We start from the raw sequence: 26600 nt of genomic DNA on the forward strand, positions 1-26600 counted from the left end.
TCGATTATTTTGTTCCAGTGCTTATCTTTTTTCTTGTCTTTGACTGTCTTGAAGTTTCTTTAGTGCGCGCTCTGCTCGCGCTTCAAAATTTCGCGCGAAATTCGAATCCGCCACCTCGAAGAGGTGACGTTCAGGCGCGGTTGAGGGCTGCGATGAGCAGCTGGGCCGTTTGGTCGAGCTGGGTCGTGGTCTTGGTGAGGGTTTCCACGTCCGGTTCGATGACGCGGAGGTCGCAGGCGAGCTGAACGACCTGCTCGTGCAGGAATCGCAGCTGGTCGGCCGTCGGCCCCAGGTCGTTCGCGCCGTCGGCGAGCTCGCGCAGCGCGTCCCGCGTCTCGGCGAGGGTGTCGGACAGCGGTCCGATCCGCTCCAGCGCGACCACCAGGCGGGGCAGGGCGTGGATCGCGGCGAGCACGGCGGTCGTCTCGCGGAGCAGCGCTCCGGCGAGGGACGTCAGGCCGCCGAGCAGGCGGCCGGGGACCTCCAGGGCGCTGCCGAGATCGGGTAACGGCGTGGGCATGTCCGCCAGTCTGCGGCAGGTCGGCCGCACCGCGCAGCCCTACCTGCCATCGGTTTTACCCGGACGTCGCCGCTTCTTCGCCCGCGCGGCACCCTCATCGCCGGGCTGTTCGGCGGGTTCCTGGACGGCCACCAGCGCGGCGATGGCGGTCGTGATGGGCACCGCCGCGACCAGTCCGACGCTGCCGACGAGCGTGCGCACGACCTCCTGCGCGACGGCCTGCGAGCTGACGATCTCGCCGAAGGTGCGGCCGGAGAGGGTGTAGGCCAGCAGCATCGGCAGCGCCGCACCCGCGTAGGCCAGCACCAGCGTGTTGACCGCGGACGAGACGTGGTCGCGACCGATGCGCAAGCCCGCCCCGTAGAGCTGCCGCCAGGACAACGTCGGGTTGGCCGCTCGCAGCTCCCACACGGCGCTGGTCTGGGTGACGGTCACGTCGTCGAGGACGCCGAGCGCGCCGATGACGATGCCGGCCAGCAGCAGTCCGCGCGCGTCGATGGGTGCGCCCAGCGCCCCGATCAGGCTGGAGGTGTTCTCGTCCAGCCCGGTGAGGCTGGTGGCGGCGGAGAAGGCGGTGCTGAGGACTCCGATGAGCGCCAGGCTCAGCAGCGTGCCGAGCACGGCGGTGGAGGTCCGCGCGGAGAACCCGTGCGTCAGGTACAGCACGACGAACATGATCAGCCCGGCGCCGACGACCGCCACCAGCAGCGGATCTTCACCGGCGAGGATCGCGGGGAGCACGAATCCGACCAGCATCACCAGGCTCAGGCCGAGACCGACGAGCGCGGCCAGGCCCTGCCAGCGCCCGAGCACGAGCACGGCGGCGGCGAACACCAGCGCCAGCAGCGTCAGCGGCATTCCGCGCTGGAAGTCCACGACCTGGAACGACGTCGGGTCGTCGGGGTTCTCCCCGGCGTAGGAGAGCACCACCTGGTCGCCGACGGCGAAGCGCGGGCTGCCCGGGTCGGTGGGCACGACCTGCTCGATGGTCTGGTTCGGCCGCGGCCCGTCCTGCATCTTCACGGCGAGCTGGACGCAGCCCTGACCGGCTTCGCCCTCGCTGCACGAGGTGGCTCCGGCGGAGATGACCTCGCCGTTGACCGGGGACTGCCCGAACCCGAGGTCGGCGCCGGTCTTCTGGTCGTGGCCCCACGGGTAGAGCACGAAGACCCCGACGACCGCGGCCAGCGCGAACGGGATGAGCAGGAACGCCAGCAGCCGCTTGACGTGCGTCGACGCCGGGGCGGCCGGGCCGTGCCCGTGTCCGTGTCCGTGACCGGCGGGTTCTTCGCGTCGTCGGTGGGAGCGGGGTTCCTCCGGCGGCGGGGGTGCGGGCTGCGGGCGCGGCGGGCGGGTGCGCTGCGGGTCCGGGCGCTGCGGTGGCGCCTGCCGAGGTGGCCGGCCGTCCTGGGGAGGCTGGTTCTCCCGCGGAGGATGGGCTTCGCGGGGAGGCTGGTTTTCCCGGTGAGGTGGGTTCTCCCGGGGCGGCTGGTTCTCCCGGGGCGGCTGGGGCGGTCGGCGGTCGGGTTGCTGCGGAGGCGGCTGCCACGCGGGCTGTCCCGGCTGCCGATGGCGAGGCCGACGTCCGGGAATCTCGGGTGGCTCGGTCACCCGGCAATTATGCGTGTCGGTCCTGCGGCTTCCGGGACCCCGTCGGCTCACGTCCGGTTGTCGTACTCCTCCCGCGAGGCCAGCACGTCGGCCACGTGGGCCTCCGACCACCGGGCGAGTCCGGACACCAGCCGCGCGGCCTGCTCACCCACCTCGGTCAGCGAGTAGTCCACTCGCGGGGGGATCACCGGGTGGGCCTCGCGGTGCACGAAGCCGTCTCGTTCGAGGGTCTGCAGCGTCTGGGCCAGCATCTTCTCGCTGACCCCGCCGATGATGCGGCGCAGTTCGCTGAACCGTCGGCCGTCCTCCAACAGGGCGGCGAGGACGAGCACGCCCCAGCGGCTCGTGATGTGCTCGAGAACGCTGCGCGAGGGACAGGTGGCCGCATTCACATTCGGCTGTTCGGTGGCGGTGACCTCGTTGCTTACCGGCATGCCACTACCTTACCCCGAAGTGGGTACTAACCAGAAGTTAGTGCCGTCGATACAGTGAGTCCAAAGCGCACGCACACATTGCTGGAGGACATGGACATGAGCATCGTCGTCACCGGAGCCACTGGACAGCTCGGCTCGCTCGTCGTGGAAGGGCTGTTGCGCGAGGTTCCCGCCGACCAGGTCGCCGCGGTGGTCCGCGACGCCGCCAAGGCGGCTCCGCTCGCCGCGCGCGGCGTCGAGCTGCGCATCGCCGACTACGACACGCCGGACACCTTCAGCGAGGTGTTCAACGACGGCGACGTCGTCCTGCTGATCTCCAGCCCCGACGCGGGCAGGCGGCTCCCGCAGCACCAGGCGGTGATCGACGCGGCGAAGGAAGCGGGCGTGGCCAGGCTCGTCTACACGGGCGTGCTCGGTGGCCCGAACGCGGACTTCGCGCTCGCCGACGACCACAAGGGCACCGAGCAGGCGATCCTCGACTCGGGCCTGACCTGGACGTTCCTGCGCAACGGCTGGTACAGCGAGAACTACACCGCCCAGATCCCGACCCAGCTGGAGCACGGCGTCGTCGGCAGCGCCGGTGACGGCAAGATCGGCTCGGCGACCCGCGAGGACTACGCGGAGGCGGCGGTCGCGGTCCTGACCGGCTCGGGGCACGAGAACCGCAGCTACGAGCTCAGCGGCGACCGCGCTTTCACGCTCGCGGAGTACGCGGCGGAGCTCTCCCGCCAGTCGGGCGAGGACGTCGCCTACACCGACGTCCCGCCGGACACCCTCAAGGCCATCCTCACCGGTGCGGGTGTCCCGGACGCGTTCGCCGACGTCCTCGTCGACGTGGACGTCTCGGCCATCGCCAAGGGCCTGCTCCAGGGCGGCAGCGGCGACCTCGCCCGCCTCATCGGCCGTCCCACGACCCCGATCTCCCAGTCGATCTCGGACGCGTTGCAGAGGTGAGCCCGAGCGTCGCCGGCGCGGCGGACCGGGCCGGCGACGCGCTCACCGTTCGAGCTCGTCCGCCGGCATCGGCACCACGTGGCCGAGGGATTCAGCCCCGGCTGGAGCGCATGGCGCTGACGTGCTGGAGCTCGGGGTCGGCGGCGAGTTCGCGGTACCGGTCCGATCCCGCCGGGACCAGCGCGATGCGTCCCTCGGCGTCGCTGTGCACGCCCCAGCCGTACCGCTTGGTCAGCGCTGAGGCCCGCAGGCAGGGTTGTCCCTTGGCGAAGAACTCGTCCCGGCTCAGACCGCGCCGCCGTCCGTTGGACTCGTAGACCACGTCGTCGGAGGTGTGCCGGTACGGGTCGGCGATGAGCATGTCGAACTGGATGCGGGCCACCGACGGAGTCGCCCGCAGCGGGGGTTCTTCCGCCTGCGCCACCGGGCAGTCCGCGGCTACCTCGATGAACGTGTTCGCGTAGTTGGTCGTGTGCACCGGCATGAGAGCACGGTACGGCGGCTCACCGACAACGTCGTGCGAAAACCGCACCGCGGCGCGAAAGTCTTCAGCGTGCGCTCGCGGCCTTTTCGAGTGCGGGCCGGAGCTCGTCGAGCGCCCAGGGGATGCCCAGCACCGACGGGAAGCGGAGTTGGGTGATGGTCTGCATGTCGGTGGTGACGTAGGCGCCGTTGTTGACGGCGGGGATCCCGCGCACGAGCGGGTTGCTCTCGAACGCCTGCCTGGCCGCCGGGTTGGGGAACGCGGTGATGACCAGGTCGGCGTCGAGCTTGTCGAGCTGTTCGGCGCCGAGCTTGCCGGTCGGGCTCCCGCTGACCTGCTGGGTGCCTGCCAGCGACGGGGAGAGCTTCATGCCCAGCTGCTCGATCTGCTTGACCGCGAAGTCCTCCGGGGAGACCAGCGTGAACACCTCGTTCGGTGACGCTGCCAGCGACAGGGAGAAGGTCTTGCCGGCGAGTCCGGGATAGCGGTTTCGGACGTCGGCGATCGCGCGTTCGGTGTCGCTGACGAGGCGCTCGGCCTCGGCTTTCCTGCCCAGCGCCGTGCCGACGACCTGGACGTGCTCCTGCCAGGTCTGCTTGCCCCACTCGGCCCGGTAGCCGACGGTCGGCGCGACCTTCGCCAGGTCGGGATACTCCTGCTCGAGGCCGAAGTCGCCGGTGGCCAGGATCAGGTCGGGCTGGAACCGGATGACCTTCTCCAGGTCCACGCCCGACGGTGAGCTGACGACCTGCGTCTTGGCCGGGTCCATCCGGCCGGCCAGCCACGGGTAGCGGCCGTCGGGCGTGGACGTGTCCTTGGAGAAGAAGGCCACGGGGCTGACGCCGAGCGCCAGGGCCGCGTCCAGGTCGTCGGTGGACGTGCCGATGACCACGACCCGCTTCGGCGGCGCCGGGATCGAGGTCGTGCCGAACCTGTGCTCGATGCTGACCGGGTAGCCCGCGCCCGCCGGGGCCGGAGCCGGCGGTGCGTCCTGCGCGGGGCTGCAGCCCGCCACGCCGAGCGCCAGCGCGAACACCGCGCAGCAGGTCAGGAGTGCGCGCACGCCGCCGGGCGCGTGCTTCGAGCGAGACATGGAACCACCTTGGAGAGCGCCTGGTGCCAGGTACGCGATCGGCGAGGTCCTGGGTCGTTGGCACCCAGCTAAACAAGGTAAGGCTTGCCTCAAAACAGGCGATCGGACCAACTCCGTTGGCCTGAACGGAGCAGGTGAAGCGGAGCGTTTCGGACCGCTTCGATCGGCCGTTCGTCCTCGATTCTTCGGCGCGCCCTCCGGTCCGCGCGGCGCCGGGCGTCATCGTGCGCCGCGTTGGAAGTCCGCTTCCAGTTCTGGTCGAGCCCGACCGGATCGCGACCCGATCGGGCAAGGCGCGCCGAATCGCGGTGACCCGCGCGGTCATTCCTCGCCGGTGACGGCGATGGTGATCTCGAATTCGGTCGGGTTGGTCTGAACGGTTCCGTCGTCGAAGGTGATCGTCACGGATCCGTCCGAGGCCGGGGTGACCTCGGTGACCGCTCGCGTCTCGTTCGCCGGGCGGTCGCCGATCCAGAGATCGCCGACCTTGAGCTGCCCCCACGTGATCTTCCGCCGCGGGGTGGTGTTGCTCGCTCGCAAGCGTCTCCCTCTCTTCGCTGTCGGGCGTTCGTCACCACATCATCGTGCATGCGCGAAAGCCGTTGGCGAGCAACCCGTTGCCCCCGGCGTGCGGTGGGTCAGGCCGTGTTCCGGCCGGTGCGTTCGTAGCGTTCGTAGACAACTTCGTCGTTGAAGGTTCGAGTCTCGACCAGGTTCAGCCGGATGTTCTCGGCGACCGGGGGAAGATGCGGGATCCCGCCGCCGACGATGATCGGATACCGGAAGAGGCGCAGGTCGTCGACGAGGCCCAGTTCGATGGCTTCGGCCGCCAGAGTCGCGCCCCCGATACCGACGTCCTGATCGGTCGAGCCGGCGATCGCGCCGGCCTCCTCGCGCAGCGAGCCCCCGGCCAGGCGGGCGTTGCCCTCAACGCTGTTGAGCGTGCGGCTGAAGACGACCTTCGGCAGGGCCGACCAGACGTCGGCGAAAGCGGAACGGAGCTCATCGACGCGCATCGACGGGTCCGTCTCCCACACCAGCATGGCCTCGTAAAGCCTGCGGCCGCACAGAAAACCGCCGAGCTCGCGCGTCCGCGCGAGGTGGAATCCGAACAGCTCCTCGCTCGGGGTCGTCCACGCGAACTCGCCCCGCCGGTCGGCGATGTAGCCGTCGACCGAAACGCTCATCGAGTAGACCAGCACGTCGTGAAGCGTAGCCCCGATTCCGCGGGTCAGCGGGCCGAGCGCGGGCGGCCTCGGTGATGCGGACGACGGCGCTGCAGATCCCGGGCTCCGGCGAGGTCTCAGTTGCGCGCCCGTAGCACAACACCCCATCACGACGATCTGCACCGAGGACAGGATTAGCACCCTGATCAGCGATGATCATGACGTTCGAAGGTGAGATGGAGATGGGAACGCACTTAGGCATTCGTGGTCTTGGAATCGTGACCGGGTACGGCTGGGGCGTCGCGCCGTTCTGGGACGGACTGCTCGGCGGCAAGCACGCGGCCTCGCTGGCCGAGGGCTACGGAGAGGGCCGTGACCGGGCCGCGTGGATCGCCGCGGTCCCGCCCGGCGGCGACGACTCCGACGGGCCGAGCACGTTCGGCCGCGCGATGCGCGGCGCGGCCCGCGAAGCGGTCGCCGACGCGCGCGCACGCGGTTGGCGCGAAGGGCGGCGAGTCGGCCTGCTGCACGCGGTCGTGCTCGGAGAAGTGGAGCTGTGGCGGGACTTCTACCTCCGGCACGGCGGCGACCTCGCTTCGCGCGACTACCTGCGGCTGATGCCGTCGACGCCGATGTCGCTGCTGATGCAGGAGTTCGGCTTCCACGGGCCCGCGATGAACGTCTCGGCGATGTGCTCGTCGGGCAACGCGGGACTGCTCACCGCCAAGGCGTGGATCGACGCGGGGATCGTCGACGACGTCGTCTTCGTCGCCACGGACGTGTCCGCGACCCCGGAGAACGTGCTGCACTTCGAACGCCTCGGAGTCGCCTTCAGCGACGCGGAACCGCCCGAGGTCTGCAGGCCGTTCCAGGAGGGCAGCCGAGGTTTCGCGATGGGCGAGGCATCGGTGGCCATGATCCTCTCGCGGGAGAGCGGCGGCACGTCCTACGCGCACGTGCTCGGGGGAGCGATGTCGCACGACGCGCACCACGTCACCTCGATCGACCCGAGCCTGACCGACATCACCCGCTGCTTCGAGGAGGCCATCGAGAACGCGGGCGTGGAACCGTCGGACCTGCGCTACCTCAACGCCCACGGTCCGGGCACGGCCCAGTGCGATCGGGCGGAGGCAGCGGTCTTCGACTCGCTGTTCCCGTCGGAAGCCGAGCTGTACTCGGTCAAACCGCTGGTCGGCCACTGCCAGGGCGCCGCCTCGGCGGTGGAGATCGCCGCCACCGCGCTCGGCTACGACCGGGGCACCATCCCGGCTCCGCCCGCGGTGTCCGCCGCCCACCCGCGCCTGCTCGACGGGCCGACGCCCGTCCAGGAGGGGGTCACGGTCAAGTCCTCCCTCGGCATGGGAGGCCACAACTCCGTCGTCCTGCTCTCGGGGACGTGACCCCGGGAGTGACCGTGCGCTCGATCGTGTGAGCTCGGTGGAGACGACTCGACAGATCATCGAATCTGTGTTCGAATCGAGGTCATGCGTTGGGAAGAGCAGCGGGTTGATGCAGGCCGGGCGGGCGAGCTGCCGCTCGGCCTGCCTGACCCGGTCGCGCGCGGGAGCGGCCGAGCCGGGTTGGCGTTGCCGGAGCCGGTGCCGATCGAGGCCGGGACCGAGGGCGCCTACGCCATCGAGATCCAGGCGAAGTCAATCCTCAACCGGGTGCCGGGAGAGGCGCAGGTGCCGTTCCGCTGGACGGTGAACCCGTACCGAGGCTGCACGCACGCCTGCGTCTACTGCTTCGCGCGGCGGACTCACACGTACTTGGACCTGGATTCGGGGCGTGATTTCGACAGCAAGATCGTGGTGAAGACGAACGCGGCGACGTTGCTGCGCAAGGAGCTGGCGAGCCCGCGCTGGACCGGTGAGCCGATCGCGATGGGCACCAACACCGATCCGTACCAGCGCGCGGAGGGGCGCTACCGGTTGATGCCGGAGATCATCGCCGCGCTGCGGGACCGGGCCAACCCGTTCTCGATCCTGACCAAGGGCACGCTGATCCTGCGCGATCTGGACCTGATCGTCCTGGCCGCCCAGCGGGCTCCGGTGTCGGTGGCGACGTCGATCGGGTCGGTCGACGAGGCGTTGTGGCGGGAGGTGGAGCCGGGAACACCATCACCGCTGCGCCGGCTCGACGTGGTGCGCCGGTTCGCCGAGGTGGGCATCGGGTGTTCGGTGCTGATGGCGCCGATCCTGCCGGGGCTCAGCGACTCACCGGAGCAGATCGACGCCACGGTGGCCGCGATCGCCGAGGCGGGTGCGACGAGCCTGACGCCGATCGTGCTCCACCTGCGCTCGGGCGCGCGCGAGTGGTACCACCAGTGGCTGAGTGCTCGACGGCCAGATCTGCTGCCCCTTTACGAGAAGCTGTACCGCAACGGCGCTTATGCGCCGAAGTCGTATCAGCGGCAGGTCGTTGATCTGGTTGAGCAGGCCAAGCGTCGTCACGGGCTGACGCCTCCGCTGCGACCGGGGAGCTTCCGGACGCAGCAGCACGATCTACCGCAGTCCGACGTGGACCAGGGCCGGGAGCGCCAGCTCACGCTGCTGTAGTGGGAGGAGAAGGTCGCCACGCCTTCGTAAGCAGCCCGGCGAGCCGGTGGTGGTAGCGGCGTTTCAACTGGTGTCGCTGGTTATCCGGGCGGCCGCCTCTCTGGCCGGTACACCTAGAGACCTCTAAAGTTCGGGAGCGTCTGGTGGTCTGGGCAGTCGCTGTCAAGCGATCACCCCGTGCGGAAGATGGAGATCGCCGCCGGGGTGCGGACGCCACAGGCTCGCGTCGCGTCCGACACGAGGTCGGTCGTGAAACCGGCCATGTCCAGTGACCATTCCGGAACGCGGCAACTGAGGTGAACCTCCACGACGTCCCCGCCCAATGGCCACCGCCCGTCAAATGTGTCGGGATCCGGCATACCTGAGGCCGGTGCATTCAGGACCTCGACAGCAATCGTCGACAACGATCGGGCTTCCACCTCGGCCACGAGACCGGCCGGGTCGATCTCGTCCTTCGCGGGCGTGCGTACGGAGATGCCGACTTCTTCCGGGCGTCCCTGCTCGACCAGTATGAACCACTGGTGCGAGGTGGTGAAGTGCTCGTTGTCGAGGATGTCCGCACCCAGCGGGAGCACCGCGTGGACACCGCGCAGGTCAAACCGCCCGACCCTGCTCAAGACGTCACCCAAGCACGTCATCGCTTGCCAAGCGGGCACTCGCGCGCATTCGTCCAGTAGCCCGGCCTGCATCCAGGCCGCTTCACGCACCTCGCCGTCCTGAGTCCAGTCGCCCCCTGCTTCGTGCTGGTGCCAGCGGACTCCCGCATCGGCCCGCGATCCGAACTCGGCCAGGCCCAGCGAGACACTGCGCTGGACCAGCAGCCCATAAACGTCACCGAATTCGCCGAGCTCCCACTGTCTCGCCACCAACGGATGCAACTCCAGCTGACCGTGCAAGCCGACAATGAAAGCCGGGTAGTTGCCAAGCGTCTTCGATGCCGTCATGGATGGCATGGTAGTGGCCTGACAGCTGTAATGAGGACATTCGAATCGTCCACGACACCATCGATGTCCACATCGACCACACTGCGCCAATCACCCAGCGGAGTGGTCGTCCTGCACGGGATCCGAGCGTTGGCCCGCTTGCTAGTGTTGTTCGGCGGAATGCTGCGCGGCGGGCCTGTCACCACCGTTCGCCACTGCCCGTCTGCACCGAAGTACTGCAGCTGCACAGTCACCGTGCCCGTCTTACCTAGCAAGTAGGGGTCATTCGTGGTCCACCAGCCATGCGCGGAGGCATCGACGTTGTTCGCGCTGGTGTGCACGTAATCGCCTTGATGCTGGAACGGGTGAGGCTCTTTGGCTTCGTCCTGTGCTTTCGCAGCGATACTCGCATCACCTGCGACGGTTTCCGGGGCGGGCCCGACAGTCTCCGCTGCCGCGAGGCCGGTTCCGCAGGTGACCATGCAGCTGGCCACAGCTACGCCCAGCATTTTTCGCACTGACATGTTTTCGCTGAATCTCATGATGGCGGCCCCCAATTTTCGTCGACTACCCCAGAACATGGACCAAGGACCCATGCCAAACCAGGAAGCTCGTAGCGGGCGACGTTCCCAGCAAATCCACCGTCTCAGCTGCTGCTCATGAGTGGAGCCTGTTCTCGCATATTTCCATTAACGTTCTTCACGCTCCCGCAAGTGAGCGCGCGAAGTCATCGGGCATGGTCATCGGAGTAGCTTCGCGTCGTCTCCGGCTTGTCCAAGCCGCGAAAGCAGTGGGCAACTCGCCGTTCTGCTCGGCGGTTCAACGAGCTGGACTTTCCCGGCGGGGATCCGCTGCTGGGGCATGATCGCCGCGTTCGGCACGTTCGCGATCGGGTTCCTCAGTCGTCCGCTCGGCGGCGCGTACCTCGGCGAGCTGTGGGACGTCAGTGCGGTGTCACCGTGCCCTGGCTGATGCAGGTGACCGCGCCACGGATGTCGTGCCAGCTCAGTCCCGTGTCTGCGAGCGGCATGATCAGTTCACCGGCCAGGCCGAAGCCGCTGATCGGGCCGCCCCAGTGCGGCACCCGCACCGAGATCCACCGGCCCCGCCGGAGGCGGACTCGTGTGACCGCAGACCAGGGCGCGGTGAACGTACCCGCATCCGAGGTGTAGGTCACCCCGCCGGGGGTGAAGATCAGCTGGAGCCCACGCATCGCGGCGTGCACCCGGTACACGCGCAGGTAGACGGTGAGAACGACAGCAAACAGCAGCGCGAGCAGGTAGTACACGTATCCGCTGATGTTTCCCAGCGCGGTCAAGGTGGCCGCTGCCAGCAACTCGACCACGACCGCCACGGCCTGGGTGATGATCGGGATCCGCATGCGTCGGAGCTCGCGCTGGTGAGCGTGCGGCGTACGGGCGATCACGAAGGTGGTCGCGGCAGGAGGTGGAACGGGATGCACCAGGACAGTGTTCCACCATCCACCAGGAAACAGCGGCAATCCGAGAGTTTGCGGGCAACTTCCGCGTGCAGCAGGGAGAGCTGGCGCAGCCCGACGCCGGGTGGCGTCAGGTGCGTAGCTCTCCCTGCTGGGATCGTGGTCAGGTGGTGAGTGCTGCGGGCAGGTCGGCTACTCCGGGGAGGACGAGCGTCGGGTTGTGCTGCTCCAGCTCGGTTCGGGTTTGGGCGCCGGTGAGGACCGCGACGACGTGGCCTGCGCGTGCTGCGTGGCCCGCTTGGACGTCGAGGACCGTGTCGCCCGCGGTGAGAACCTCTGCGGGACCGGTGATTCCGGTGAGTTCCATCGCCCGGTGGATCATGGCGGGGGACGGGCGTCCTGCCGCCACTTCGCACGCGCAGACCACGGCGTCGAGCTGATCGCCGACCTCCCAGTCCACTTCGGACAGGATCAGGTCGGTGATCCGCCGGTCGAAACCGGTGGTCAGCGCGACCTTCACGCCTGATTCGCGCAGCGCCGCAAGGGTTTCCGGAACATTCGGGAACGGTTGCGGTGGCGTGCGCTCGTAGGCGTCGCCCAGGCGGGCCACGAAGCGGTCGTGCAACCGTTCCACCGCGTCCGGATCGCCGGTGAGCGCGGCCAGGGCCGCACGCTTGTCCGCGCCCATCCAGTGCCGCAGGTCCGCGTCGGAGGGAGTCGCGCCGTGCTCGGCGACGACCTCGGCGAGAACGCGGTAGACGGCGCCTCCCTCGTCGATGGTGGTACCTGCGATGTCCAGTGCGACCAGGGCGATCACGACGTGCTCCCGAGAAGGCGGCGGATGAGGGCGGAGAGCTGGTCCACCGCGACGATCAGCACCAGCACCACCAGGATGTGGGTGAGCATCTCGTCGAACTGGAACAACTGGATCGACTGGTTGATCAGGAACCCGATGCCGGCGGCACCGACCAGACCCAGCACCAGCGAAGACCGGACGTTGACGTCGAACCGGTACAGCAGCAGACCGACCATCTGCGGCGTCACCACCGGCAGCAGCGCGTGCGCGGCGACCTGGATGCGGCCGGCACCGGCCGAGCGCAGCGCCTGCGCCGGACCGGGATCGGCGTCCTCCAGCGTCTCCGCCCACAACTTGCCCATGACGCCGACGTTGTGGAACACCAGCGCCAGCACGCCCGGGAACGGGCCGAGCCCGACGGCGGTGACGAAGATCAGTGCGAACACCACGTCGGGCACCGCGCGCAGGAACGACAGCAGGCTCCGCGCGGGCTGGTAGACCCAGCCGGGCGCGGTCCCGCGGGTCGCCAGCAGCGCCAGCAGCAGCGATCCGGGGATGGACAGCGTCGTGCCCAGCAGGCCGATCCACAGCGTGACGACCGCGGCCGACGCGCTCTCGGCGAGCACGTCCGAGCCGAGCTCCGGCGGCACGGCCTCGGACAAGAACTCGCCCATGCCGGTGGCACCCTCGACCAGCGCGGACACCGAGATCTCGGTGGCGTTCCAGGCCACCACGTGGGCGGCCAGGAGCAGCGCCGCGACGGACCAGCCGATCATCCGGAGCCGGACGCGCGGCGGTTTCGGCGGAACGGCTCGGTGTGCGGGGTGCAGGGCGGTGGTCACGACGACGTCTCCAGCAGGGCGTGCGGGTACAGGGAATCGACGGGCTGGGTGGGGTCCCCATCGAGGACGACCGAACCGTCGTGCAAACCGACGATGCGGTCGGCGTAGCGGCGGGCGAGATCGGGCTGGTGCAGCACCGCGAGCACGGCCAGCCGCTCGGTGTGGGCGAGCTCGGCCAGCAGCTCCAGGACCTGCTCCGCAGCGGCCGGGTCGAGCGCCGACACCGGCTCGTCGGCCAGCACCACCGGTGCCCGCTGGCACAGCGCGCGGGCGATGGCCACGCGCTGCTGCTGGCCGCCGGACAGTCCGGAAGCGCGGTCGTGCGCGCGATCGGCGAGCCCGACGCGCTCCAGGCAGGCCATCGCCTCCTCCCGCACCGAGCGGGGGAACAGCGCGGGGGTGAGCGAGCGGTGCAGCGGGAGCCTGCCCAGCGCCCCGGTGCACACGTTCTCCAGCGCGCTGCGCCTGCCGACCAGGTGAATCCGCTGGAACACCAAGGCGATGTCCAGCGGCCCCCGGCGGCGGCCGTCGACCGTGACCGTGCCGTCGGCCGGGGTCAACCCGGCGGCAGCGCGCAGCATCGTGGACTTCCCGGACCCGTTGGCGCCGAGCACGGCCAGCAGCTCACCCGAGGAGACCGTCACATCGACGCCGTGCAGGACTTCGCGGGATCCGTAGTGGACGGTCAGACCCGTGGCGGTGAGCATCAGACGTCGCCTTCGGTGAGCTTGAGGGAGGTGGCCAGGTCGAACAGCGGCTGGTAGGTGGAGCGGTCGACGGGCACCAGCGGGCCGGGCGGCGAGACGTCCAGCAGCGCACCGATCTCGCCGACCGTGGACGGATCCAGGTTCAGCAGCGCGTCGCGGACGGCCTGCTTGAACGCCGGGTCCATGTCGCCGCGAACGGTGATCGGGTCGTTCGGGATCGGCGCCGAGCTCCAGATCTGGCGGTGCGCGGCGGGGTCGAAGAGCCCGGCCGCGGTGGCGCTGGCCAGCTGCTGGGAGTTGATCTCGGCGGCGTCCACCGCGCGGTTGGTGAGCGCCAGCAGCGCCTCCGGGTGGCCACCGGCGTAGTCGATCTTCACCTCGTTCTCGGGGATGTGGTTGTCGGCCAGCGCCTTTCGCGGCAGCGCGTCGCCGGAGGTGGAACCGACCGAGCCCAGCGCCAGCGACCGGCCCCGCAGCTGCTGCACCGAGGTGATGTCGGAGTCCTTCGGAACCCAGATTCCCGCGGTGTAGGTCGACAGCACCCGGTTGGCGTCGGCGAACGAGGCCACCGCCTCGGCCTCGGCGCGCTGGCTGGCGAAGACGTAGCCGAGCGGTCCGAAGATCGCGATGTCGAGCTTGTTGTTCTGCATGGCCAGGACCTCGGCCGAGTACTCCTGGGTCACCTGGACTTCCACCGGGCAGTTGAGCGACTTCGACAGCGCGTCGCCCAGCTTCTGCGCGGCGGGAGTGAGCCGGGCGGGGTCTTCGAAGGGTTCGACGCCGAAGCGGATCTTGCCGTCCGGGCAGGTAGGCGACTCACCGGCGGTGTCACCGCCGGTGCCGCAGGCGGTGAGCGCCAAGACGGAGCCGGCTGCGATGGCGAGGGCGATCGGGCGTGTGAAGTGGCGCAAGGACATCAGGGGCTCCCGAGGGTTCAGGCGAGGGAATCGACAACGGATGGAGCGAGTCCGAAAGCGGTGGTCATACCGATTCCGGAGGTCACGGCGACAGCGGTGACGCCGGGGGAGACGCGGGTGCGGAGGAATTCGCCGTCGGCGGAGGCGTAGACGCCTTGCCAGCGGCGGACCACCGCGAGGTCGTCGCGGCCGAGCAGCGCTCGGGTCTCGGCGAGCAGGAGCCCGTCGAGTTCTTCCGAGGACCAGGGTTCGGGGGTGCGGGCGTAGGTGTGGGTGTCGCCGACGACGAGGTCGCCGTCCGGCAGCTGGGTGAGCATGTGGTTGACCGACGCCGTCAGCAGTTCCGGGCGCTGGTCGCTCCAGCGCTCGCGCAGCGCGCGGGCGCCTGCGGTCCCGGCCAGGGCCGGGTAGCGCAGCATCGAGGTTCCGGTCAGCAGCGCCGGGCCGAGCTTCAGACCAGGGACCCGGAGTTGCAGCATCTGCAGCACGCAGCGGCGAACTCCGGCCGCCTCGGCCGCGTCCGGGATGATCCGGTCGAGGTCGTGGCCCGCGCAGACCACCACGTGATCGCCGTGCAGCGAGCCTTGCCCGGTGCGCACCAGACCGTCTTCGACGCTCAGCACGGGAGTCCCCCACAGCACTCGCGCCCCCGGTTGCTCGGCGAGCCACGCGGCGATCGCGGCGGCGGCGCGCCGCTGGTCGACGCGGAGGTCGCGGGGGAGCAGTGCCCCGCCGTGCAGTCCTTCGGCGGAAACCGATGCGGCGGAGGTGGTTTCGTCCGCGGTGAGCAATCGGACCTGGTCCGGTCCGCGGAGCTCGGCGAGCTCCTCCAGCGCGGAGGTCTCCTCGGCCGACCGGGCGGCGACGACCGTGCCGCATTCGGCGACGCCGAAGCCCGCTCGCTCGCCCAGTCGCAGCCAGGTCCCCCTGGCGTGCTCGGCGAAGCGCAGCGCCTCGCCGGTCTGGGCGGTGATGCAGGCGTGCCCGAAGTTGCGGACGGAGGCGCCGACGGCGTGGTCGTCGCGTTCGACGACCGTGACCGACATCCCCCGCTCCACCGCGGCGACGGCGTGCGCCAGGCCGACGATCCCGGCGCCCACGACGATCAGGTCGGTTGAACTGCTCGAAACGCTCACATCGCTCACGGTGCCAGCGCGCGGGAAGCAAGGTCAATGACTTGTATGTACAAGTAATCTACCGTTCAACCTGGCTTTTTCGGGCGTCCATGTGCCGTGGGTCCAAGCTTGTATAGTCCACTTCGTGACGACTCCACTGCACCGCGTGCTCGCGAGCGAACTGAGGCAGCGCATCCGGTCGGGCGAGATCGCCGTGGGCGAATCCCTGCCGTCGGAATCCCAGCTGTGCCAGGAGTTCTCGGTCTCGCGCGGACCGATCCGGCAGGCGCTGGCCGCGCTGCGCGACGAGGGACTGATCGGCGGCGGCAAGGGCAAGCGGCCGGTCGTGCTCGACGCCGTGCCGAGTCAGCCCTTCGAGTCCTTCCTGTCGTTCACCCGCCGCGCGGAGATCACCGGGCACGTGCCCGGCCAGCAGCTCCAGGAGATCGCGCTGCGCAGGCCCGAACCGGCCGTCGCCGCAGCCCTGCAGCTCGAACCCGACGCCCTGGCGGTGCAGCTGCTGCGGCTGCGACTGCTCGACGGCCGCCCCGCCATGCTGGAACGGATGACCTACCGCGAGCAGATCGGGCGCAGCCTGCTCGACGCCGACCTCGACGCGGGGTCGATCTACGCCTACCTCACCGAGCAGGGCGTGGACCTGCACGCCGCGCGCCACACCTTCGACGCCGTGGCCGCCGACCCGACCGACGCGCGGCTGCTCGAAGTCGGCGAAGGCGCGCCGCTGCTCAGGGAACGACGGGTGACCACCGATTCCGCGGGCACACCGCTGGAGTGCTCCGAGGACCGCTACCGGCCCGACGTCGCCTCGGTGACCGTCACCAACACCCGCAGCCGACGGGCCGACGTGACCCGGTCCGGGCCCGCGTGGACGGGCGCGGCACCCCCGGGACCCGGACTGCGGCCGTATTCGGAGACCTGATTACCGGGGTGTTCCGGGTGCGGTGTCCGGGTGTTGGTGCCGGTTCTCGGGTCAGGGGGTGATGGCCTGGCGGGGGGCTTCGCCTCGGCGTGCGGCTGCGAAGGCGGCGTCCAGCTCGTTCAGGCGGTAGCGGCCCGCGACCAGGTCGGCGAACGGGCGGTTGCGGTGCTGCTCGGTGATGAAGTCGACGGCCGTGAGCAGGTCGCGCGGGTGGTAGTTGTGCACGCCGACGACCCGGTTCAGGCCGCGCACCAGCCGCTCCGGATCCAGCCGGACCGCCGGGCCCGGCGACACCGAACCGGCCAGCACCGCGACCCCGCCGACCGCGAGGGAGTCCAGGCAGGACTGGACCGCACCGGTCGCGCCGGACAGTTCGAGCGCGACGTCCACCTCAGCGACCGGGGTCCCGGCCGGTTCCACCTCCGAGGCCCCGAAGGCGAGCGCCTGCTCGCGGCGGTGCGGATGCGGATCGACGGCCACCACGTGGGCGCCGGCCGCCGACAGCATCGCCACCGCCGTCAGCCCGAGCATCCCGGCTCCGCTGACCAGCGCCCGGGTGCCGTCGCCGACGTGGCCCGCCGCGCCCACCACGGCGGCGACCGTCGCGGTCGCGCAGGACACCGGCGCGGCGACCTCTGCGGGCAGCGACTCGTCGACCGCGGCGATCGCGGTGCCCGGCATCAGCAGGCAGTGCGTGGCGAAACCTCCGCGCAGCGGCCGCTCGTCGTCCCACGCCTCGTGGCCGTACTTGCGCAGGTGCAGGCACTTCTGCGGCATTCCCGCCAGGCAGCGCGCGCAGCGCAGGCAGGAGGCGGCCACCGACCACACCACGCGGAGTCCGGGTGTCACCGGGGTCGAATCCAGGCAGCGAGGCGCGTCGCCGGGCCCCACCGCGATGACCCGGCCCACCTGCTCGTGCCCGAGCACCCCTGGCGAGGGGGCGGGCCGACCGCCGGTGACCGTGTGCAGATCACTGCCGCACACCGTCGCCAGCTCGATCTCGACCAGGACCTCGCCGGCCGCCAAGTCCTCCGGGAGGGGCGACTCGACGAGGGTGAACGGCTCGCCGACGCCTTCCCACCGGGCGGAGAGGGCGACGCCGAGAGCGCGGGCAGGAGCAGTCATGCGCGGCATCCTGCCAGCCGGGACGACCGCCTGTATAGACAAGTTGGTGGACGTTCACCGAACGGCCACGCCCCGTCCAAGAGCGGGAGGCCGAGCCTGCGCCGGCTCGGCCTCCTGGCAGTTCTCGGAAACGATGGCGTTTTCGTTCGAAGCGGTCGGAATCCGAATTCTTTTGTGATGCGACCGCGTCCGGACCATTGTTTCTCGAATGTGAAGACGCGCTGATCGGGGGTTTTCGGGGTTTCTTGAATTGTTCGAGTCTTCGTTACGGCGCGTGCAGAGTGGTGGGTGAACCGGTCGCTGAACCGGGTTACTCCGCCTCCGGGAGCTCCGCCGCGTTCTGCCGCTCGGGCTGCCAGCGGACGCCGAAGACTCCCATGCCGAAGTCCAGCGCGACCGCGTGCGCGCGCCCGAAGCGATCCACCTGCAGCGGCTTGGGCTGCTCGGCCTCCTGCATCGCCGAATCGCCGACGTAGCTCTCGCAGCCCGCCGGCGGGTGCGCCGGATCGAACTGCAACTCCACCACGTACTGGCGCACGGGCAGCCGGAAGAGTCGGCAGAAGCTGTGCTCGGCCTCGTTCGGACCGGTCGGCGGGTCGATGATCTCGTATTCGAGCAGCAGCGTCTCGCCCCGCGCCAGCGCGTGGTCGAACAGCAGCTCGGCGACCACCAGATCGCGCGCGTGGTCGGTGAGCACCTGGCCCAACCGGCACGAGCGGATCGGGCGGATGATCGGCGGCGTGGCCACCGACGACGCGCCGTCGAACATGATCACCCAGCGGTCGGCGTTGTTGGTCTCCGCGCGAACCAGCTTGCGGGTGCGGATTTTGCGCAGGTCACCGTGCTGATCGACGTGCACCACGTCGTGGTGCGACAGCCGGGTCAGCTTGCTGTCGTGGTTGGTGTCGATCTTGGTGAGCAGCTCCGCGGCCGACTCGTGCTCCGACCACAGCGCGCTCAGCGGCGGTGCCTCGGCGGACGCCTGCCGGGTGCGGCCGCGCGGGCGCGGCGGACCGAGCAGCGCGGACAGGGAGCTCTCCGGAACGCCCAGGACCTGCTCCAGCTGGGCCAGCGCGAGCAGCGAATCGGGGCGCTCGGGGCGGCGGCGGCCGGACTGCCAGTAGCTCAGCGCCGTGATGCTGACCGGTGTGCCTCTGGCGCGCAGGCGGTGCTGGATGCGCTCCAGGCTCAGGCGGCTGGAACGGATCGCGGTGCGCAGAGCGGCTTCGAACGGACCCGTTCGGAGCAGTTCCGCCAGCTCGGCCGAGATCGCGTTGGCCTGCTGCGTCGGTTGCGGCTTCGTGGCCTGGGAGGGTGGCTGGGTCGGGTGGGCCTGCGGGGCGCCCGGCTGCATGCCGCGAACGGCCTGGCGGGCGGTCGGGCGGGCCTCGGTTTTCGGGCCGGTCATCGTTACTCCTCGTGTCCGGCGAATTCCGAACTTACGCTAATCAGTGGGTCACTGTTGCGCAACGACCGAGTTCCGGTAGGCGTCTCCCACTTTAGGAGTAGCCCACCTCGGGCGATGCCTGTGTTTTGTTGTTCCTCTCTTCCACACGTATGCAACGGCCCACAATGGTTCACTCCACCGAGCATCGAGAATTGTCGATCACGCGGGCGAATGTGGTTTGAACCAGGCTGGCACGCTGGTGGGGCGAGGTCGAGGCTCTGATCGGGTCGGCTCAGATCGCGGGACCGGCCGCCGCCCTGCCCGCGATCGGCCAGGGCAGGTTGGCTAGCCTGGAACCTCGCGTCCCGCCTGCTCACGACGCGGGAAGCGGCCAACGCAGTCGAACGCTCGAAAAGCGGAAGAAGGAGCCTGAGTACCCGTGATGCGCACGCACGAGGCCGGATCGCTCCGCGCCGGTCATGCCGGGCAGACCGTCACCCTCGCGGGGTGGGTGGCGCGCCGTCGCGATCACGGCGGGGTCATCTTCATCGATCTGCGCGACGCCTCCGGCGTCTCCCAGGTCGTCTTCCGCGAAGGGGAGATGGCCGAGCGCGCCCACCGGCTGCGCGCCGAGTTCTGCATCAAGATCACCGGCGAGGTCATCGTCCGCCCCGAGGGCAACGAGAACGCCGAGATCCCCACCGGCGCCATCGAGGTCACCGTCACCGACCTGGAGGTCCTCAGCGAAGCGGCTCCGCTGCCGTTCCCGCTGGACGACCACCTGGAGGTCGGCGAGGAGATCCGCCTCAAGCACCGCTACCTGGACCTGCGCCGCAGCGAGCCCGGTCGGATCATGCGGATGCGCAGCGACATCAACCGCATCGCGCGCGAGACGCTGCACGGCCGCGAGTTCGTCGAGATCGAGACGCCGACGATGACGCGCTCCACCCCGGAGGGCGCCCGCGACTTCCTGATCCCGGCCCGCCTGCAGCCCGGCAGCTGGTACGCGCTGCCGCAGTCGCCGCAGCTGTTCAAGCAGCTGCTGATGGTCGGCGGCATGGAGCGCTACTTCCAGATCGCCCGCTGCTACCGCGACGAGGACTTCCGCGCCGACCGGCAGCCGGAGTTCACCCAGCTCGACATCGAGATGAGCTTCGTCGAGCAGGACGACGTCATCGAGCTCGGCGAGGAGATCCTGGCCGGCCTGTGGAAGCTGGTCGACCACGAGATCCCGCGCCCGATCCCGCGGATGACCTACGCCGAGGCGATGGCCCGCTACGGCACCGACAAGCCCGATCTGCGCTTCGGTCTCGAACTCACCGAGATGACCGAGTACTTCAAGGACACGCCGTTCCGCGTGTTCCAGGCGCCCTACGTGGGTGCCGTGGTCATGCCCGGCGGTGCCGACCAGCCGCGTCGTCAGCTCGACGCCTGGCAGGAGTGGGCCAAGCAACGCGGCGCCAAGGGCCTGGCCTACGTGCTCATCGGTGAGAACGGCGAGCTGTCGGGTCCGGTCGCAAAGAACCTCTCGGAGTCCGAGCGCGAGGGTCTGGCCAAGGCCGTCGGTGCGAACCCGGGCGACTGCGTGTTCTTCGGCGCGGGCGGTCGCGCCTCCGCTCGCGGGTTGCTCGGCGCGGCACGCCTGGAGATCGGTGAGCGCTGCGGCCTCATCGACCACGACGCCTGGTCGTTCGTGTGGGTCGTCGACGCGCCGATGTTCGAGCCCGTCGAGGACATGGAGGCCGGCGACGTCGCCGTCGGCAGCGGCAAGTGGACCGCGGTGCACCACCCGTTCACCTCGCCCAACGCCGACTGGATCGACAACTTCGAGAAGGACCCGGAGAACGCGCTCGCCTGGGCCTACGACATCGTCTGCAACGGCAACGAGATCGGCGGCGGCTCCATCCGTATCCACCGGCCGGACCTGCAGGAGCGGGTGTTCGAGCTGCTGGGCATCACCGAGGACGAGGCGCAGGAGAAGTTCGGCTTCCTGCTGGAGGCGTTCAAGTACGGCGCCCCGCCGCACGGCGGCATCGCCTTCGGCTGGGACCGGATCTGCATGCTGCTGGCCGGTGCCGAGTCGCTGCGCGACGTCATCGCGTTCCCGAAGAGCGGCGGCGGGTTCGACCCGCTGACCGCCGCGCCGGCGCCGATCACCGACGCCCAGCGCAAGGAGGCCGGCATCGACGCGAAGCCGAAGCAGGCCAAGGCCGCCGAGAAGGACGTGACCGGGACGGTCGAGCCGCGGAGCTGACCTTGCGCCCATCGAGTGGTGGCCCGGTCGAGCGCGTCATCCGCGGCGTTCGGCCGGGCTCGCTCATGTGCGGGGCAGCGATTCGGATCGGAGTTCGCCACCCGTGCAACGTTGCCGAGGACCGGTTCCGTCAACGTCTGAGGGAGTCGTGTGCGTGGGGAGTTCAGGGGTGAACACGCAGCGCATACGGCGGATGCCCGGTCAGGTGTCACTTGACCGGTCATGGCCCTAGAGGTTCAGTTTGTGGGGGTAGTGTCTGGAGACGATGAGCGTGGAGATCACCACCGGCCCCCCGGAGGTCCGGGTCCCGGCCAGCACCGAGGCGACCGACACGGTCGCCACCGCAGAAGCGGTGCTGAGCAAGAGGACCGGAGCTCCGGTGCGGCTTGCCGACGCGGAGGACCTGGGCGGGAGTGACCGCTCGGTCGTGCTGCGGGTGCGGATCGCCGAATCGCCGTTCGAACTGCCGCGCACGGTGGTCGTCAAGCACTACGGAGAGTGCCCTCCGGAGGCGCGCACCGACCCGTTCGCGCACGAGGCGGCCAGCTGCCAGCTGACCACGGCGCTGCCGCCGGAAGCGCGCGTCAGCCCCGAACTCATCGCGCACGACGTCAACGAGCGCCTGCTCGTGCTCGAAGACCTCGGCCGCGGTTCCACGCTGGCCGACGTGCTCTTCGCCGAGGACCCGCGCGCCGCCGAGCGGGCTCTGCTCGCGTGGGCCCGAGCGCTGGGACGCCTGCACAGCAGCACCGCCGGCTGCGCTGCCGACTTCGACGCGCTGATGCGCAGGCTGGGCGCCAAGTCCTGGACCGACCCGGTCGCCGACGACATCGTCGCCTCGGTCGGCGAGCTGCCCGAACTGCTCAGCCAGATCCTCGGCGTGCGCACGCCGCCGGAGCTGGTCGAGCGGCTCACCGCGGCGTCCGAGCAGCTGGGTTCCAGCCGCTACCAGGCGTTCAGCCCGTCCGACATCTGCCCGGAGAACAGCCTCGTCACCGGCTCCAGCGGCGTGCGCTTCCTGGACTTCGAGTGGGGCTGCGTGCGCGACGTCGCGATGGACGCCGCCTACCTGCAGTACCCGTTCCCGTCCTCGTGGTGCTCCTACGCATTACCGGAGAACCTGGCGCAGAGCATGCTCGCGACCTGGCGCTCGGAGATCGCCGAGGTGTGGCCGGAGCTGGACTCCGACGAGGTGCTGCTGCCCAGGCTGTTCAACGCCCAGCTGCTGTGGGTGTGGGTGTCGACGTGGTGGTTCCTGCCGCGCACCGGCGAGAACGACCGGCCGATCGACCTGCACCAGCCCTCGCCGCGTCGCAGCACCGCGCTGGTGGACCGCTGGCGGCACCTGCGCTCCGACGCGCAGGACGCGCAGCTGTCCGACGTCGCGGAGTTCGCCGACACCGTCATCGACGCTCTGGTGGACCGCTTCGGAGCCGGCGCGCTGCACCTGCAGCCGTACCCGGCGTTCCGGACGGAGTGACGCCGGCGGACGTCTGGGCCATCGAGCGGGCGGCGGTGGCGACCTGGCCCGCCTCGACGGTGGTGCGTCGCGACGGCTGGCTGCTGCGGCACTGCGACCTGCTTCGCCGCCGCCGCTCGAACTCGGCCCTGCCCGTGGGTCCGCTCGACGATCCGGAAGCCGCGATCGACGCGGCCGAGCGTTTCTACGCCGAGCGTTCGAGTCCGGCGATCGTGCAGGTCAGCCCGCTCGACGAGCGCTCGGAGCTGGACGAGCTGCTGGCCGCTCGCGGATACCGGGCCGACGCGCCGACCACGGTCATGCGGACCGAGCGGGAGGCGCTGCTGCGGACGTGCCCGGTGTCGGACTTCGACGTCCTGCTGGACGCCGAGCCAGGATCGCGATGGCTGGACGCGGTCGCGGCCGTCGGTGGCCGGCCTGAGCCGAGCCTGGGCCGGGTGCCTGCGCCGGTCGCGTTCGCCACCGCCGTGCACCGGGGTGTTCCGGTGGGGGTCGGCATGTTCGCCGTCTCGGGCGGCTGGTGCGGCGTCTACGGGATGCGCACGGCTCCGGAGTGGCGGCGACGCGGCGTGGCCGCCGCGCTGATGCGCTCCGGCGCCGGTCGGGCGTCGGCCGAGCGGGTGTTCCTCCAAGTGGAGACCGGCAACTCCGTCGCGCGGAGTCGTTACGAATCGCTCGGATTCACACTCGCGCATGCATATCATTATCGCGTTCGGTAGGAATCGCGTTTCTGCGATGTTTCGCAAGTGAATAGGCGGCCGCCGGTGCCGTCCCCCGATGCGGTTATGCCGGTCACATTTCAAGTGCGCACCGTGACGTCTGATGTCGCGGAACGTAGTGGCTCGCGGGATGTCGACCCGACGACCGGGTGATTATGGGCTCCGGGGTTGCCGCATTAAGGAATTCTCATTTGTTGCGCGGTGGATTCGTCCGATCTGCTACTTGCGTACTCGGGCGTAGCTTCCGATATTGTGGGGTTCGAGCGCTTTCGCTCGTTCACCCCGCAACCGTCGGCGTCGCCGGAAGGGGATCGGCTGCTCGTTTTTTCGGGAGGCATTCGGTGCGCGGCACGGCATGGCAGATCACGAGAGTGGGACTCTTCCTGCTCTTCGCTGTCGTGCTCGCCGCCCTGGGGCCCACCGACGCGGCGCTGGCCGGTCAGGTCAGCTGCGCCGCAACCAACGAGCACAAACCCGATCCGAAGGAGCACCGGGACGGCGAGAAGCTCCGCGAACGCCTGCCCAGCACGGCCACGCACCGGCGCACCCAGATGCGCCACGAGCACGACCGGGACCTGCTCCTCGGGTCATCCCGCTGGATGGCGGCGGATTTCGAAATACTCATCCGCTCCGCCACGTTCCCGAGCATCGGGACTGATACGCACCACGCGCACGGCAGGCTCAGACATTCACCGGCGATGCTGCAGGTCATGCGGCACTGATCGGTTCGGACTCCGACTTTTTCCGAGCCGATTAGACCCGGAGATTCGAAAATGAGCTTCGAAAACTTCGTGCAACACGCACGTCGCTATCCGAACCTGCTTTCCGCGGACCAGCGCGAGCAGTTGGCCGCGGGCCAGTCACCATCCGCTTTGTTCATCGGATGTTCAGATTCCCGTGTGGCGCCGTCACACATCACCGGGGCTGAGCCAGGAACCTTGTTCGAACTGCGAACCGCCGGAAACGTGGTTCCGAAATACTCACCGGACTCCGGTTCCAGTGAGATGGGCACGATCGAGTACGCGGTTCTTCAGCTGGGGATCCAGGACATCATCGTGTGCGGCCACTCGCACTGCGGTGCGGTCACCGCGCTGACCATCGCCGGCCGCGGGCTCGACGAGCTGCCCGCGCTGTGCACCTGGCTGGGCACCGGCGCCCAGGTCGCCACCGAACCCGAGGACAGCGCCGTCCGCACCGAGAGCAAACGGCACCTCCGGTCGCAGCTGGACGTGCTGCGCGAGTACCCGTTCATCCGCGACCGGATCGAATCCGGGCGGCTTCGCCTGCACGGCTGGTTCTTCGAGATCGACACCGGCCTCGTCTACGTCGCACCGCAGTCCGCGGCGGACGAGGACTTCCTCCCGCTGTAGAGAAAGCCCGCGCCTGCGGCATCGATCCGGGTCCCCACCGCGCAGGGTGCCCGGATCGATGCCCGCTCCCGTTTTTCGCCCTGGAGGGCATTGTGACAACGCAAATTGAAGACACGTCGCAAACACGAACCGGGCGAATGCCCAGCGCGCCGACGTTCGGCGCGGACCTCGCCGCCTCCCTGGTGGTGTTCCTGGTGGCCGTCCCGCTGTGCGTGGGCGTGGCCGCCGCGTCCGGTGTTCCCGTCGAGCTGGGCATCGTCACCGGCATCGTCGGTGGCCTGGTCGTCGGCCTGCTGCCCGGCAGCTCGCTGCAGGTCTCCGGCCCAGCCGCGGGCCTGACCGTGCTGGTGGCCTCGGCCGTCAGCCAGCACGGGCTCGCGATGCTCGGCATCATCGTGCTCGGTGCCGGCGTCGTGCAGATCCTGCTCGGCATCAGCCGGTTGGGCACCTGGTTCCGAGCCATCTCGCCTTCGGTCGTGCAAGGCATGCTCGCCGGTATCGGCCTGGTGCTGATCCTCGGCCAGATCTACCCGGTCGGCGGTCTGGCTCAGCCCGACACGACCGTCGAGAAGTTCGGCGGACTGGGCGGACTGGCCACCGCGATGGTGACCACGCCCGAGGGCCTCGCCGGTCTCGGTCTCGCCATCGCGGCGCTGCTGGTCATGACCGGCTGGAAGAAGTTCGTGCCCGCGCCGCTGAACCTGGTGCCCGGCGCGCTGGTCGCCGTGATCCTCACGAGCGCGGCGGCCGCGCTGCTGGCCCTGCCGGTGAAGAAGATCGAGGTCGGTTCGCTGCTGGCGTCGCTGAACCCGCCTGCGCTGACCGACTTCGGCGCGATCAACCTCGCCGTGCTCGGCTCGATCCTCACGTTCGCGCTGATCGCCTCGGCGGAGAGCCTGTTCAGCGCCGCTGCCGTCGACCGGATGCACGACGGTCCGAAGACGCAGTACAACAAGGAGCTCGTCGCGCAGGGCGCGGGCAACGCGGTCTGCGGCGTCTTCGGCGCGCTGCCGATGACCGCCGTGATCGTGCGCAGCTCCGCCAACGTGCAGGCCGGCGCGAAGACGAAGCTGTCCCGCGTGCTGCACGGCTTCTGGCTGCTGCTGTTCGTGGTGCTGCTGCCCGGCCTGCTGGCGTTCATCCCGACCGCCGTGCTGGCCGCGCTGCTGATCCAGGCCGGTTGGAAGCTGCTGGAGATCCAGGCGGTCGCCAAGCTGGTGCGCGAGCACCGGTCCGAGGCGTTCGTGCTGGTGCTGACCGCGGTGACGATCGTGGCCACCGACCTGCTCATCGGCACCCTGACGGGTCTGGCCGTCGCGGTGGTCAAGACCGCGATCGAGGTCTCCCGGTTGTCGGTCAACGCCGAGCACAGCGAGGACCGCGTCCACGTCGAGCTCGGCGGCAACGCCACGTTCCTGCGCCTGCCGCGGCTGCTCGACCACCTGGAGAAGCTGCCCACGGGCAAGCACGTCCACCTCGACCTGAGCACGGTCCGCCACCTGGACCGCGCCTGCCACCAGGCGGTCGAGAACTGGGTCGCCGAGCACCGCCGCAACAACGGCAGCGTCGAGGTCGCGATGCCGGCCAAGGCCGGCTGACCAGGCCCTCACCTGGGGTGACCTGATTTCCACTGAAGTCCGGGTTCCGATTTCCACTGAAATCGGGACCCGGACTTCCACTGAAATCGGGTCACCTGGTGCGGGGCCGAGGTCGGGGAGGGACTCCGGCCTCGTCGTCGGCCTCGGTGGGGGTCGGTGTGGTTCGGGG

At 69.7% G+C, this 26600-nt stretch carries 27 protein-coding genes; 10 read left to right on the forward strand and 17 right to left on the reverse strand.

Annotation, left to right across the window (positions count from 1 at the left end):
- Positions 1 to 130: 130 nt before the first annotated feature.
- Genes AB0J91_RS31520 through AB0J91_RS31530 form a run of 3 tightly spaced genes read right to left on the reverse strand, consistent with a single transcriptional unit; the run spans position 131 to position 2565 of the window.
- The gene (locus tag AB0J91_RS31520; RefSeq protein WP_363876291.1) at positions 131 to 520 is read right to left on the reverse strand and encodes a hypothetical protein; all 390 of its coding nucleotides are present in this window, start codon (positions 518 to 520) and stop codon (positions 131 to 133) included.
- Positions 521 to 559: 39 nt separating this feature from the next.
- Positions 560 to 2131 (reverse strand): YibE/F family protein, encoded by a 1572-nt coding sequence (locus AB0J91_RS31525; RefSeq protein WP_363876294.1) that lies wholly within the window; start codon positions 2129 to 2131, stop codon positions 560 to 562.
- A 47-nt stretch (positions 2132 to 2178) separates the two neighbouring features.
- Entirely contained in the window at positions 2179 to 2565 is a 387-nt protein-coding gene (locus AB0J91_RS31530; RefSeq protein ID WP_363876297.1) for a helix-turn-helix domain-containing protein, read from the reverse strand.
- A 96-nt stretch (positions 2566 to 2661) separates the two neighbouring features.
- Between AB0J91_RS31530 and AB0J91_RS31535 the strand changes: the two genes are divergently transcribed.
- Positions 2662 to 3519, forward strand: a complete 858-nt coding sequence (locus tag AB0J91_RS31535; RefSeq protein ID WP_363876300.1) for an SDR family oxidoreductase — start codon at positions 2662 to 2664, stop codon at positions 3517 to 3519.
- Positions 3520 to 3610: 91 nt separating this feature from the next.
- On the opposite strand, the gene AB0J91_RS31540 is transcribed toward AB0J91_RS31535, so the two are convergent.
- The 4 genes from AB0J91_RS31540 to AB0J91_RS31555 form a co-directional block, all read right to left on the reverse strand.
- On the reverse strand, positions 3611 to 4003 hold the full coding sequence (locus tag AB0J91_RS31540; protein WP_363876304.1) for a DUF6157 family protein: 393 nt from the start codon (positions 4001 to 4003) through the stop codon (positions 3611 to 3613).
- A gap of 64 nt (positions 4004 to 4067) precedes the next feature.
- Positions 4068 to 5096: an iron-siderophore ABC transporter substrate-binding protein gene (locus AB0J91_RS31545; RefSeq protein WP_363876307.1), complete on the reverse strand. Its 1029-nt coding sequence runs from the start codon at positions 5094 to 5096 to the stop codon at positions 4068 to 4070.
- A 321-nt stretch (positions 5097 to 5417) separates the two neighbouring features.
- The gene (locus AB0J91_RS31550) at positions 5418 to 5636 is read right to left on the reverse strand and encodes a hypothetical protein (protein ID WP_363876310.1); all 219 of its coding nucleotides are present in this window, start codon (positions 5634 to 5636) and stop codon (positions 5418 to 5420) included.
- A 98-nt stretch (positions 5637 to 5734) separates the two neighbouring features.
- A complete protein-coding gene (locus AB0J91_RS31555; RefSeq protein ID WP_363876313.1) occupies positions 5735 to 6445 on the reverse strand; it encodes a dihydrofolate reductase family protein in 711 nt (236 codons plus the stop codon).
- Positions 6446 to 6474: 29 nt separating this feature from the next.
- On the opposite strand from AB0J91_RS31555, the gene AB0J91_RS31560 reads away from it, so the two are divergent.
- Both AB0J91_RS31560 and AB0J91_RS31565 read left to right on the forward strand, forming a co-directional pair.
- Positions 6475 to 7662: a beta-ketoacyl synthase N-terminal-like domain-containing protein gene (locus tag AB0J91_RS31560; RefSeq protein WP_363876316.1), complete on the forward strand. Its 1188-nt coding sequence runs from the start codon at positions 6475 to 6477 to the stop codon at positions 7660 to 7662.
- Positions 7663 to 7746: 84 nt separating this feature from the next.
- Positions 7747 to 8820 (forward strand): Rv2578c family radical SAM protein, encoded by a 1074-nt coding sequence (locus AB0J91_RS31565; protein WP_363876319.1) that lies wholly within the window; start codon positions 7747 to 7749, stop codon positions 8818 to 8820.
- 170 nt (positions 8821 to 8990) lie between these two features.
- On the opposite strand, the gene AB0J91_RS31570 is transcribed toward AB0J91_RS31565, so the two are convergent.
- From AB0J91_RS31570 to AB0J91_RS31605, 8 genes are all read right to left on the reverse strand, one after another.
- Entirely contained in the window at positions 8991 to 9764 is a 774-nt protein-coding gene (locus AB0J91_RS31570) for a hypothetical protein (RefSeq protein ID WP_363876322.1), read from the reverse strand.
- Entirely contained in the window at positions 9761 to 10285 is a 525-nt protein-coding gene (locus AB0J91_RS31575) for a hypothetical protein (protein ID WP_363876325.1), read from the reverse strand. The genes AB0J91_RS31570 and AB0J91_RS31575 overlap by 4 nt, the downstream gene beginning before the upstream one ends.
- A gap of 401 nt (positions 10286 to 10686) precedes the next feature.
- Complete coding sequence (locus AB0J91_RS31580) at positions 10687 to 11124, reverse strand: hypothetical protein (protein WP_363876328.1); 438 nt, start codon at positions 11122 to 11124, stop codon at positions 10687 to 10689.
- 220 nt (positions 11125 to 11344) lie between these two features.
- Entirely contained in the window at positions 11345 to 11998 is a 654-nt protein-coding gene (locus AB0J91_RS31585; protein ID WP_363876331.1) for a phosphonatase-like hydrolase, read from the reverse strand.
- Positions 11995 to 12819: a phosphonate ABC transporter, permease protein PhnE gene (phnE, locus tag AB0J91_RS31590; RefSeq protein ID WP_363876334.1), complete on the reverse strand. Its 825-nt coding sequence runs from the start codon at positions 12817 to 12819 to the stop codon at positions 11995 to 11997. The genes AB0J91_RS31585 and phnE overlap by 4 nt, the downstream gene beginning before the upstream one ends.
- Positions 12816 to 13526, reverse strand: a complete 711-nt coding sequence (locus AB0J91_RS31595) for an ATP-binding cassette domain-containing protein (protein WP_363876336.1) — start codon at positions 13524 to 13526, stop codon at positions 12816 to 12818. The genes phnE and AB0J91_RS31595 overlap by 4 nt, the downstream gene beginning before the upstream one ends.
- Positions 13526 to 14443, reverse strand: coding sequence for a phosphate/phosphite/phosphonate ABC transporter substrate-binding protein (locus AB0J91_RS31600; RefSeq protein ID WP_363876339.1), 918 nt, complete (start codon positions 14441 to 14443; stop codon positions 13526 to 13528). The genes AB0J91_RS31595 and AB0J91_RS31600 overlap by 1 nt, the downstream gene beginning before the upstream one ends.
- 17 nt (positions 14444 to 14460) lie before the next feature.
- Entirely contained in the window at positions 14461 to 15579 is a 1119-nt protein-coding gene (locus AB0J91_RS31605; RefSeq protein ID WP_363876342.1) for a TIGR03364 family FAD-dependent oxidoreductase, read from the reverse strand.
- A 124-nt stretch (positions 15580 to 15703) separates the two neighbouring features.
- On the opposite strand from AB0J91_RS31605, the gene AB0J91_RS31610 reads away from it, so the two are divergent.
- The gene (locus AB0J91_RS31610; RefSeq protein WP_363876345.1) at positions 15704 to 16498 is read left to right on the forward strand and encodes a GntR family transcriptional regulator; all 795 of its coding nucleotides are present in this window, start codon (positions 15704 to 15706) and stop codon (positions 16496 to 16498) included.
- 51 nt (positions 16499 to 16549) lie between these two features.
- On the opposite strand, the gene AB0J91_RS31615 is transcribed toward AB0J91_RS31610, so the two are convergent.
- The gene (locus AB0J91_RS31615; protein ID WP_363876348.1) at positions 16550 to 17623 is read right to left on the reverse strand and encodes a zinc-binding dehydrogenase; all 1074 of its coding nucleotides are present in this window, start codon (positions 17621 to 17623) and stop codon (positions 16550 to 16552) included.
- A 310-nt stretch (positions 17624 to 17933) separates the two neighbouring features.
- Positions 17934 to 19031: a hypothetical protein gene (locus tag AB0J91_RS31620; protein WP_363794830.1), complete on the reverse strand. Its 1098-nt coding sequence runs from the start codon at positions 19029 to 19031 to the stop codon at positions 17934 to 17936.
- Between the two features lie 418 nt (positions 19032 to 19449).
- On the opposite strand from AB0J91_RS31620, the gene aspS reads away from it, so the two are divergent.
- The 6 genes from aspS to AB0J91_RS31650 all read left to right on the forward strand — a co-directional run bounded on the left by aspS (position 19450) and on the right by AB0J91_RS31650 (position 26431).
- On the forward strand, positions 19450 to 21264 hold the full coding sequence (aspS, locus tag AB0J91_RS31625) for an aspartate--tRNA ligase (protein WP_363876351.1): 1815 nt from the start codon (positions 19450 to 19452) through the stop codon (positions 21262 to 21264).
- Between the two features lie 265 nt (positions 21265 to 21529).
- Entirely contained in the window at positions 21530 to 22744 is a 1215-nt protein-coding gene (locus tag AB0J91_RS31630; RefSeq protein ID WP_363794834.1) for a hypothetical protein, read from the forward strand.
- Positions 22741 to 23463, forward strand: a complete 723-nt coding sequence (locus AB0J91_RS31635; protein WP_363876354.1) for a GNAT family N-acetyltransferase — start codon at positions 22741 to 22743, stop codon at positions 23461 to 23463. The genes AB0J91_RS31630 and AB0J91_RS31635 overlap by 4 nt, the downstream gene beginning before the upstream one ends.
- A 341-nt stretch (positions 23464 to 23804) precedes the next feature.
- Positions 23805 to 24185, forward strand: coding sequence for a hypothetical protein (locus AB0J91_RS31640; protein ID WP_363876357.1), 381 nt, complete (start codon positions 23805 to 23807; stop codon positions 24183 to 24185).
- Between the two features lie 51 nt (positions 24186 to 24236).
- On the forward strand, positions 24237 to 24833 hold the full coding sequence (locus AB0J91_RS31645) for a carbonic anhydrase (protein WP_363876359.1): 597 nt from the start codon (positions 24237 to 24239) through the stop codon (positions 24831 to 24833).
- A gap of 137 nt (positions 24834 to 24970) precedes the next feature.
- Positions 24971 to 26431 carry a SulP family inorganic anion transporter gene (locus AB0J91_RS31650; protein WP_363876362.1) on the forward strand — a complete coding sequence of 487 codons (1461 nt, stop codon included), beginning with the start codon at positions 24971 to 24973 and terminating at the stop codon, positions 26429 to 26431.
- Positions 26432 to 26600: the final 169 nt, after the last annotated feature.

It is taken from the genome of Saccharopolyspora sp. NPDC049357 (genome assembly GCF_040677225.1).
In the GTDB taxonomy this organism is placed as follows: Bacteria; Actinomycetota; Actinomycetes; order Mycobacteriales; family Pseudonocardiaceae; genus Saccharopolyspora.